We start from the raw sequence: 9,877 nt of genomic DNA on the forward strand, positions 1-9,877 counted from the left end.
AGATCGGGATTCGAAATGATGAAGAGCGGCGAGCCGACGACCGGAATCGACAGGCCGCGGCGCAGCACGGCGGGCAGGGACATCCATATCTCCTTGACTGGGGCGGCGGCCGGGTGTGGCCGCCGTCGTGTTCTTCCTTGCGCCGGCGCGATGGCCGCGTGACGTTGCATCGCCGCGCCGGCCGGCAGGACTAAACATAGCAAAGGCGTTGCCACTATGCAACCAGTTGCATAGTGGAAGAATTCGCTCCATAACAGCGGCAGGACCGATCGAAGTCTGGTTTAGAATCGCCGCATGTCGACGCCGCACGCCATCCTCATCGCCTTGCTGGAAAAGCCTTCGTCGGGCTACGACCTTGCGCGCCGTTTCGATCGCGCGATCGGCTACTTCTGGCATGCCACGCATCAGCAGATTTATCGCGAGCTGGGTCGGATGGTCGAAGCGGGGTGGGTGTCGGTCGTGGAAGACGAGACGGCCGCGGCGACGCGCAAGAAGGTGTATTGCGTGTTGCCGGTGGGGCGCGATGAGGTGGCGCGCTGGGCACGCGAGACGGTGCTCGGCCCCGATTCGCGTAGCGCGTTCCTGCTCAAGCTGCGCGCCGACGCCGTGATCGGGCCGCTCGGCCTCGCGGAAGAACTGGCGCGGCTCATCGACGAAAATCGCGCACGGCTCGCGCTATACCGCGAGATCGAGCAGCGCGACTTTAGCGCGCCTTCGCTCACGCGCGGGCAGCAGTTGCAATACGCGATCCTGAAGGCGGGCATTCGCACCCAGGAGATGTGGCTCGAATGGGCCGATGAGTTGCGGCCGCTGGTCGAGCCCGATGCACGGCAAGGATTGCCAGGTTGTCCGAATTAATTTGGCAAGGGGGCGTCGCGCTCGACGAGGGCGCTTGCTTGGCGCTTGTATACGTCGCGCTGCAGTGTTCGAGCACGTAATGTGCCGCGTGCTTGAAAAAGATATTTGACGTGGCGGCCTCGAAGCCTTATACTTCTTTTCTCTGACGGACGCGGGGTGGAGCAGTCTGGCAGCTCGTCGGGCTCATAACCCGAAGGTCGTAGGTTCAAATCCTACCCCCGCAACCAATACGTTTTTCTGCGTGTAACGAGCGTTCGTTGAGAAGAATTCCTGAGGCCCGCAAGATGCAAATCTTGCGGGCTTTTTGCATTTCCCGCCGCCTGGATTCACCCACCAATCGCCCAATCCACCGCCGCTTGCGCATGCAGCGCTGTCGTATCGAACACCGGCAGCACCGAGTCATCCTGACCGATCAGCAACGTGATCTCGGTGCAGCCGAGAATGACCGCCTGCGCGCCGCGCGCAGCGAGGTCTTCGATCACGCGCTGATAGACGCGCCGCGATTGTGCATCCACCTTGCCGTGACACAACTCGTCGTAGATGATGCGATGCACGTCCGCGCGATCATGCTCGTTCGGCACGATGGCTTCGATGCCATGCGCTTCGCGCAGTCGCCCCACGTAGAATTCCTGCTCCATCGTATAGCGTGTGCCGATGAGGCCCGCGCGCGTCGCGCCCGCCGCACGCAATGCCCGGCCGGTCGGGTCCGCGATATGCAGGAAGGGCACCGAAATGGTGGACTCGATTGCCCCACACACGCGATGCATCGTGTTCGTCGCGAGCAGCACGAGATCTGCGCCGCCGCGCTCGAGTTGCAGCGCCGCTTCGGCCATCTGCGCGCCGAGCGCGTCCCAGTCGCCTGCGCGCTGTAGCGCCTCGACCTGCGCAAAGTCCACCGTCACCATCAGGCTGCGCGCGTTGTGATGCCCGCCCAGACGCGCCTTCGCATGACGGTTCAGTAGCCGGTAGTACTCGGCGGACGATTCCCAACTCATCCCCCCGATCACGCCGATCGTCTTCATCGATTTCCCTTTCATGGATTGATCAATCCGCACGAGTATAGGCATGCCCGTCCCGCCGTACAGGTACGGTCGGGCCGATCGGCTGCGGTACGGCAATGGGGGCAGGGTGCAGACAGCCATCTTGATAATGGCACTGTGTTTTTGTACAGTATCGGAACCGTGAACGCGCCTTTTTCCGACCTCGCGCCGCCGGCCGCGCCCGAACCGGGGCGTTCGGCCGCGGCCTTTGCCGCCGTCGCTCGCAAGATCATTCATTGCGACTGCGACTGCTTCTACGCGTCGGTCGAAATGCGCGACGATCCTTCGCTGCGCGGGCGCCCACTCGCAGTGGGCGGACGGCCCGACCAGCGCGGCGTGATCGCCACCTGCAACTACGAGGCGCGGCGCTTCGGCATTCATTCGGCAATGTCGTCGGCGCTTGCCATGCGCAAGTGTCCGGAACTGCTGATCCTGCCCACGGCAATGGAAAAGTACCGCACCGCCTCGCGCCAGATCATGGCGATCTACCGCGACTACACGCAGGACGTCGAGCCGCTCTCGCTCGACGAAGCCTATCTCGACGTGACGCACGCCACGCGCTGCAAGGGCAGCGCCACGCTGATCGCCGAGGAAATCCGGGCGCGCGTGCGCGAGAGCGTGGGCGTCACGGTCTCGGCGGGCGTGGCGCCGAGCAAGTTCATCGCCAAGATCGCCTCCGACTGGAACAAGCCCGACGGTCTTTTCGTCGTGCGTCCGCATGAGGTCGATGCCTTCGTCGCCGCGCTGCCCGTGCGCAAGATTCACGGCGTGGGCAAGGTGACCGCGGCGAAGCTCGAAAAGCTCGGGCTCTCGACTTGCGCGCAGTTGCGCGCGTGGTCGCTGTTCGATCTGCACCGGCATTTCGGCGTGTTCGGCAAGCGGCTCTACGAGCTCGCGCGCGGTATCGACGAACGGCCTGTGCGCGCCGATCAGGAGCGCAAGTCGGTGAGCGTCGAGACGACCTATGTGAACGATCTGCGCACGCTCGAAGCGTGCAGCGAGGAGCTCAAGCGCCTGGCCGTCCAGCTCGATGCGCGCATCGAGCGTGCGGGCTGCGCGCACGCGGTACGCAAGCTCTTCGTGAAGATCCGCTTTGCCAACTTCCAGCGCACGACGGTCGAGTGCGTGGCCGACGCCACCAACGTGCGCACGATGCTGCTGCTGCTCGAAAAGGGGCTTGCGCGCCGCAAGCTGGCGGTGCGTCTGCTCGGTGTCGGCGTGCGGCTCGAAGAGGAGAACGCCGCGCTGCGCGGCCAGTTCGCGCTTTTCGACGACGATCCCGAAGAAGACGACGGCCGCATCGCGCTCGCGTGAGACCCGCGTGGACGCGGCCGTGCCGCTGGCGGCGTCATTCCGGCGTCGATAGAATCGACGCGAAAGCGCCACATCACGTCGCCAGAACAAGGAGCCGCAGATGGACCTGATCATTCGCCGCGCGGTGCTCGCGCATGCGCATCCGGCCGGGCATCGCACGGTCGATATCGGTATCGAGGGGAGCCGCATCACCGCTGTCGAACCGCATCTCGCCACTGCGGCGCGCGAGGAGATCGATGCAGCGGGTGCGCTCGTGAGCGCGCCGTTCGTCGACGCGCACTTTCACATGGACGCCACGCTCTCGTACGGACTGCCGCGCGTGAACGCCTCCGGCACGCTGCTCGAGGGCATTGCGCTGTGGGGCGAGCTCAAGCTGCATCTCACGCAGGAGGCGCTCGTCGAACGCGCGCTCCAGTATTGCGACTGGGCCGTCGCGCGCGGGCTGCTCGCGATCCGCTCGCACGTCGACGTGTGCGACGAGCGGCTGCTCGCCGTCGAGGCGCTACTCGAAGTGAAGCGCCGCGTCGCACAGTATCTCGATCTGCAACTCGTGGCGTTTCCTCAGGATGGCTTGTTGCGCAGCGCGGGCGCGTTCGACAATCTCAAGCGAGCGATCGCCATGGGCGTGGACGTGGTGGGCGGCATTCCTCACTTCGAGCGCACGATGGTCGACGGAGCCGAGTCGGTGCGCCTGCTCTGCGAGTTCGCCGCCGAAAAGGGCCTGCGCGTGGACATGCATTGCGACGAGTCCGACGATCCGCTCTCGCGCCACATCGAAACGCTCGCCGCGCAAACGCATCGGCTCGGCCTGCAAGGGCGCGTGGCGGGCTCGCATCTCACGTCCATGCATTCGATGGACAACTACTACGCGAGCAAGCTCATTCCGCTCATGCGCGAAGCGGGGGTTGCGGCCATCGCGAATCCGCTCATCAACATCACGCTGCAAGGGCGCAGCGATACCTACCCGAAGCGCCGCGGCATGACGCGCGTGCCCGAGCTGATGGCGGCGGGCGTGAACGTCGCATTTGGCCACGACTGCGTGATGGATCCGTGGTACAGCTTCGGCTCGGGCGATATGCTCGAAGTTGCGCACATGGGCCTGCACGTCGCGCAGCTGACGGGCACCGACGCTTCGCGCGCGTGCTTCGATGCGGTGAGCGTGAACGCCGCGGCGATCCTCGGTCTCGAAGACTATGGCGTGGCGCCCGGTTGCACGGCCAACCTCGTGGTGCTCGACGCGGGCGATCCTGTCGAGGCAATCCGCCTGCGCGCGCCTCGGCTCGCGGTGGTGAGCCGGGGCAGGGTGGTGAGCAGGCAGCCCGCGCAGCGTGCGGCGCTCGCGCTCGAAGGGCGGCCCGAAAGCGTCGATTTCAGGCTGCATCGATAGCGCGCAAAGCGATAAAAAACCGCGCATGGGTCGTGGCCCATGCGCGGTTGCGTTGCTTCAGGCCGCACGCGCGGCCTGGCAGGTGCTCAGTGCTGCGCCGGCGGCTGCTCCATGCCGATGTGGCGCAAGAGCGCGTCGATGCTCGGCTCGCGGCCGCGGAACGCCTTGAACGACTCCATCGCCGGGCGGCTGCCGCCCACTTCGAGAATTTCCTTGCGGTAGCGCGTGCCGGTCGCTTCGTCGAGCACGCTCGATTGCGCGGCCTGCGCGGCTTCCTCGAAAGCCGCGTAGGCGTCGGCGGAAAGCACCTCGGCCCACTTGTAGCTGTAGTAGCCTGCCGCGTAGCCGCCCGCGAAGATGTGGCTGAACGTATTCGGCCAGCGCGAGAACGGCGCCTGCGCAATGACGTGATAGCGCTCGTTGATCTCGCGCGCGAGGTCAGTCGCGGTTTTGCCCTTCGATGCTTCGAAGTCCACGTGCAGCGCCATGTCGAACATCGAGAACACGATCTGACGCAGCGTGGCGAGACCGCTCTGGAAGTTCTTCGCGGCGAGCATCTTGTCGAAGAGCTCGCGCGGCAGCGGCTTTGCGGTTTCGACGTGCGAGCTCATCTCGCGCACCACGTCCCACTCCCAACAGAAGTTCTCCATGAACTGCGAGGGCAGCTCGACGGCGTCCCACTCCACACCGTTGATGCCCGACACCGCCAGTTCGTCGACGCGCGTCAGCATGTGGTGCAAGCCGTGGCCGAACTCGTGAAAGAGCGTGATGACTTCGTCGTGCGTGAAGCACGCGGGACGGCCGCCTACCGGTGCGGAGAAGTTGCAGGTGAGATACGCGACGGGCGTCTGCACGGCGTTGCCGTCGAGCTTGCGGCGCGAGCGTGCGTCGTCCATCCATGCGCCGCCGCGCTTGCCCTCGCGTGCGTAGAGGTCGAGATAGAACTGCGCGACGAGCGTGCCGTCCGCGTTCTCGACACGGAAGAAGCGCACGTCGTCGTTCCACACGGGTGCGCTGTCGTCGCGGATACGCACGCCGAAGAGCGTCTCCGTGACCTTGAAGAGGCCGCGCAGGACGAAATCTTCCGGGAAGTACTGCTTCACTTCGTTCTCGGAGAACGAATAGCGCTTCTGGCGCAGGCGTTCGGCGGCGAACGCCATGTCCCACGGCTCGATCTGCGCGAGGCCCAGTTCGTTCGCGGCAAATTCGCGCAGCTCCTTCCAGTCCTTCTCGGCGTGCGGGCGCGCGCGCGTGGCGAGGTCTTCCAGGAAGCTCATCACCTGGGCCGGGGTTTCGGCCATCTTCGGCGTGAGCGAGACCTCGGCGAAGTTGTTGTAGCCGAGCATCTTCGCTTCCTCGGCGCGCAGCTTCAGCTGCTCGTCGATGATCGCCGTGTTGTCCCATTCCGCCTTGCCGCCGCCGTAGACAGGCCCGAGCTCCGAGGCGCGCGTGACGTAGGCGCGGTACATCGTCTCGCGCATCGCGCGATTTTCCGAATACTGGAGCACCGGGAAATACGAGGGGAAGTGCAGCGTGAACTTCCAGCCTTCCTTGTCTTCGCGCTCGGCGGCTTCGCGCGCGGCGGCGATCACGTCCTCGGGCAGGCCGGCGAGCTCGGCTTCGCTCGTCACGTAGAGCGCGTAGCCATTGGTCGCGTCGAGCACGTGGTCGGAGAAGGCCTTGGCGAGCGCGGCCTGGCGCTCCTGCAGCTCGGCGAAGCGCGGCTTCTGGTCTTCGGGCAGCTCGGCGCCGGACAAGCGGAAGTCGCGCAGCGCGTTATCGAGAATCTTCTTGCGCTCGCCCGAGAGCAGCTCGAACGAGTTGTGATTGGTGATGGCCTTGTACTTCTTGAAGAGCTCGAGGTTCTGGCCGACGCTCGACCAGAACTCGGTCACGCGCGGCAGGTTCTCGCCGTGCGCGGCCCGCAGTTCGGGCGTGTCGGCGACGGCGTTCAGGTGGCCGATCACGCCCCAGGCGCGCGAGAGCGGCTCGGTGGCGCGCTCGACCGGCTCGACCACATCGCTCCATTGTGCGGGCGTGATCGGCTGCGCGGCGCGCTCGACGGCCGCTTTCGCGTTCGCGAGCAGCACGTCGAGCGCCGGCGTCACATGCTCCGGGCGGATTTCGCCAAAGCGCGGCAGCCCGGTGAAATCGAGGAGCGGATTGTCGGAGGGGGTAGTAGCCATAATGCTTCCTGTTCCTGTCTGTCGCGGTTAAGGGGTTGGACGCGCGGCATGCATCCACGCGCGCCGGATAGGGCGATTATTGGGGCGCCAGTTGCGCTTTCCAACCGGGGCATCCGAGCAAATTAACAGATGTCAGGGTGCGGCGGCGAAATCGTGACTTGCGTGGCCTGGGCAGCGCGGGCGCCGGATTCGAGCGAGGGGTCAGGACGAGAGCAACGCGGCGCGTCGCAGCGAGAGGGTGTGTGCAAAAAAAGAAGCGGCCCTGGATGGGCCGCTTCGGGAACGTCACGACGCGGGATGCGCTCCGCGTCTTCGCTCTGCGTGTTCGTTACGCGCCTGCCGCACGTTCTGCGGCTTCGATCGTGTTCACGAGCAGCATCGTGATGGTCATCGGGCCGACGCCGCCGGGCACCGGCGTGATGAAGCCCGCCACGTCCTTCAGGCCCGCGAAATCGACATCGCCGCAGAGCTTGCCGTTGTCGTCGCGGTTCATGCCCACGTCGATCACGGTCGCGCCGGGTTTGATCATGTCGGCGGTCAGCACGTTGCGCTTGCCGACGGCGGCCACCACGATGTCCGCTTCGCGCGTGTGCTTCGCGAGGTCACGCGTCTTGCTGTGGCAGATCGTGACCGTCGCGCCCTTTTCGAGCAGCAGCAGCGCCATCGGCTTGCCGACGATGTTCGAGCGGCCGATCACCACGGCGTTCGCGCCTTCGAGCGCGATCTTGTACTCATCGAACATCTTCATCACGCCGTAGGGCGTGCACGGGCGAAAGAGCGGCTGGCCCGTCATGAGCGCCCCGGCGTTGGCAACGTGGAAGCCGTCCACGTCCTTCTCGGGCGCGATCGCCTCGATCACCTTGTGGCTGTCGATGTGCTTCGGCAGCGGCAGTTGCACGAGGATGCCGTGGATCTTCGGGTCGCGGTTCAGCTCGTCGATGCGCTTGAGCAGATCCGCTTCGGAGAGCGATGCGGGATAGCGGTCGTACGACGAATGAAGGCCGTTGTCTTCGCAGGCCTTGATCTTGTTGCGCACGTAGACTTCGCTCGCCGGATTGTCGCCCACGAGCACGACCGCGAGGCCCGGCTGATGGCCGCGGGCGGTGAGGGCGGCGGCGCGCGTGGCGACGTCGGCGCGAAGTTTCCTGGAGAGGGCGTTGCCGTCGATGAGGGTGGCAGTCATGGTCGGTCGAGATCGAGAGTGGGCGATGCGGGCACGCGTGGGCGCGGGGACTGGCGCGCGAAGCGCGCGGGCGGGCACCACGGCGAAGGCCGACATTATACCCGCGCGGCGGGCGCACTCAGACCGCAATGGGCGATGAAGGGGGAGACGGGAAGGTTGCGGCGGCAGGCCGCTCGCCCTGTTCGCGCGCGCCGCGGCGCGCCAACAGGGCGAGAAGACAGTAACGACGGCGTGCTTACTGTTGCGCTTGTTGCGGCTTGTTGGAGAGCGCGAGACGCAGCAGGTCCGCGACCGTGTTGACGTTGAGCTTCTCCATGATGTTGGCGCGGTGCGCCTCCACGGTCTTGATGCTGATGCCGAGATCGTCGGCGATCTGCTTGTTCAGGCGGCCCGCGATGATCCGTTCGAGCACCTGGTGCTCGCGCGCCGTGAGCTTGCCGAGGCGTTCGGCGGCGGCGCGCTGCTGCTGCACGTTGCTGCTTTCGTTGCGCGCCTTGTCGAGCATGCGCTCGACGAGCTTGCGCAGCTCGGCTTCGTCGAACGGCTTCTCGATGAAGTCCATCGCGCCCTTCTTCATGGTCGAGACGGCCATCGGCACGTCACCGTGGCCCGTCACGAAGATGATCGGCAGCGACGCGTTTTCGGCGATCAGACGCTCCTGCAGCTCGAGACCGCTCATGCCCGACATGCGCACGTCCAGAATCAGACAGGCGATCTGCCCGGCCTGCTGCGCCGGCTGGTACGCCTCGAGGAACTCCTCCGCGCTATTGAAGCACTGAACGCGGTAGCCGTTCGCTTCGAGCAGCCAGCGCAGGGAGTCTCGTACGGCCTCGTCGTCATCGACAACAAAGACGGTTTCCTGGGTGGTGACTGGGCTGTTCATGGCTCTCCCGTAACTGTTTGTGGAGTCGGTTCTTCGGTGTTCCGCGAGGGGTTGTCCGATTCGCCGATGGGCAGACTGCAATGGAACGTTGCGCCGCTGATGTGGCCGTCGGTTTCGACGTTGTTGACCACCCAGAGACGCCCGCGGTGCGATTCGATAATGGAACGGCAAATGTTCAGCCCCATGCCCATGCCGTCGGACTTGGTGCTGTAGAACGGCTCGAAGAGGCGCTCGGCGGTGGCTTCATCCACGCCCGGGCCCTGGTCGACGACGCTGATGCACACGTTCCCGCCTTCGCGTTTCACGATCACGCGGATCACGGGATCGATCGCATTCGGGCGTGCATCGGCCATGGCTTCGGCCGCGTTCTTCAGAAGGTTGACGAGCACCTGCTCGATCAGCACCGGATCGACGTAGATCACAGGCATGCGCGAGCGCATGTCGGTGACGATGCGGATGCGGCGCTTGCGCGCCTCGATTTCGGCGAGGCCCACGGCGTCGGCGACGATGTCGGCCACGCGCGTGGCCTGGCGCTTGGGCTCGCTGCGCTTCACGAACTCGCGGATGCGCTTGATGATCATGCCCGCGCGCACGGCCTGCTGGGCCGTTTTTTCGAGCACGGGCAGCAGGTTCTCGGGCGCGGCGCGGCCCGACTTCACGAGCGCGACCGTACCCGAGGCGTAGTTGTTGATCGCGGCAAGCGGCTGGTTCAGCTCGTGCGCGAGCGACGACGCCATTTCGCCCATCGTCATCAGGCGGCTCGTGAACTGCAGTTTTTCGTCCTGCTGGCGCGCCAATTCCTGTGCCTGCTTGCGCGTGGTGATGTCGGTTGCGATCTGCATCTGCGCGAGGTGGCCGTCCACCCACTGGATGTACTGGCGGCGGACCTCGAACCACTTCTGGATGCTTTCGACGTACACCTCCTGCGCGTCCGCCGTGCTCTCGGTGAGCGCGGTGGCCGGCAGGCCCGCGAAGGCGTCGACCATGTCGATCGAATCGGAGGACGCGCTCGCCGAGTCGAAGCCG

At 65.5% G+C, this 9,877-nt stretch carries 8 protein-coding genes and 1 tRNA gene; 4 read left to right on the plus strand and 5 right to left on the minus strand.

Annotated features, from left to right (window positions below; genetic code table 11):
* Nucleotides 1–294 precede the first annotated feature (294 nt).
* Entirely contained in the window at nt 295–858 is a 564-nt protein-coding gene (locus tag VMJ11_RS08240) for a PadR family transcriptional regulator (RefSeq protein WP_325618764.1), read from the plus strand.
* A 150-nt stretch (nt 859–1,008) separates the two neighbouring features.
* A tRNA-Met gene (locus tag VMJ11_RS08245) sits at nt 1,009–1,085 on the plus strand.
* A 99-nt stretch (nt 1,086–1,184) separates the two neighbouring features.
* On the opposite strand, the gene VMJ11_RS08250 is transcribed toward VMJ11_RS08245, so the two are convergent.
* Complete coding sequence (locus VMJ11_RS08250; RefSeq protein WP_325618779.1) at nt 1,185–1,880, minus strand: aspartate/glutamate racemase family protein; 696 nt, start codon at nt 1,878–1,880, stop codon at nt 1,185–1,187.
* A 135-nt stretch (nt 1,881–2,015) separates the two neighbouring features.
* Between VMJ11_RS08250 and dinB the strand changes: the two genes are divergently transcribed.
* Together dinB and VMJ11_RS08260 are read left to right on the plus strand one after the other, a co-directional pair.
* On the plus strand, nt 2,016–3,212 hold the full coding sequence (gene dinB / locus VMJ11_RS08255; RefSeq protein ID WP_325618766.1) for a DNA polymerase IV: 1,197 nt from the start codon (nt 2,016–2,018) through the stop codon (nt 3,210–3,212).
* A gap of 100 nt (nt 3,213–3,312) precedes the next feature.
* Nucleotides 3,313–4,599 carry an amidohydrolase family protein gene (locus VMJ11_RS08260; protein ID WP_325618768.1) on the plus strand — a complete coding sequence of 429 codons (1,287 nt, stop codon included), beginning with the start codon at nt 3,313–3,315 and terminating at the stop codon, nt 4,597–4,599.
* Between the two features lie 86 nt (nt 4,600–4,685).
* Here the strand turns inward: VMJ11_RS08260 and VMJ11_RS08265 are convergent, their stop codons facing one another.
* The 4 genes from VMJ11_RS08265 to VMJ11_RS08280 all read right to left on the minus strand — a co-directional run.
* Nucleotides 4,686–6,785, minus strand: coding sequence for a M3 family metallopeptidase (locus tag VMJ11_RS08265; RefSeq protein ID WP_325618770.1), 2,100 nt, complete (start codon nt 6,783–6,785; stop codon nt 4,686–4,688).
* A 328-nt stretch (nt 6,786–7,113) separates the two neighbouring features.
* Complete coding sequence (gene folD / locus VMJ11_RS08270; RefSeq protein WP_325618772.1) at nt 7,114–7,968, minus strand: bifunctional methylenetetrahydrofolate dehydrogenase/methenyltetrahydrofolate cyclohydrolase FolD; 855 nt, start codon at nt 7,966–7,968, stop codon at nt 7,114–7,116.
* A gap of 235 nt (nt 7,969–8,203) precedes the next feature.
* The gene (fixJ, locus tag VMJ11_RS08275; protein ID WP_325618774.1) at nt 8,204–8,851 is read right to left on the minus strand and encodes an oxygen response regulator transcription factor FixJ; all 648 of its coding nucleotides are present in this window, start codon (nt 8,849–8,851) and stop codon (nt 8,204–8,206) included.
* Nucleotides 8,848–9,877, minus strand: a 1,030-nt coding sequence (locus tag VMJ11_RS08280; RefSeq protein WP_325618776.1) for a sensor histidine kinase, incomplete at its 5' end; no start/stop codon positions are given. The genes VMJ11_RS08280 and fixJ, both read right to left, overlap by 4 nt.

The sequence above is a fragment of the Paraburkholderia sp. genome (assembly GCF_035501035.1).
In the GTDB taxonomy this organism is placed as follows: Bacteria; Pseudomonadota; Gammaproteobacteria; order Burkholderiales; family Burkholderiaceae; genus Paraburkholderia.

Coding starts and splice junctions, on each gene's coding strand:
- VMJ11_RS08240 (WP_325618764.1), top strand. CDS start 295: ATGTCGACGCCGCACGCCATCCTCATCGCCTTGCTGGAAAAGCCTTCG.
- VMJ11_RS08250 (WP_325618779.1), bottom strand. CDS start 1,880: ATGAAGACGATCGGCGTGATCGGGGGGATGAGTTGGGAATCGTCCGCC.
- VMJ11_RS08260 (WP_325618768.1), top strand. CDS start 3,313: ATGGACCTGATCATTCGCCGCGCGGTGCTCGCGCATGCGCATCCGGCC.
- VMJ11_RS08265 (WP_325618770.1), bottom strand. CDS start 6,785: ATGGCTACTACCCCCTCCGACAATCCGCTCCTCGATTTCACCGGGCTG.
- folD (WP_325618772.1), bottom strand. CDS start 7,968: ATGACTGCCACCCTCATCGACGGCAACGCCCTCTCCAGGAAACTTCGC.
- fixJ (WP_325618774.1), bottom strand. CDS start 8,851: ATGAACAGCCCAGTCACCACCCAGGAAACCGTCTTTGTTGTCGATGAC.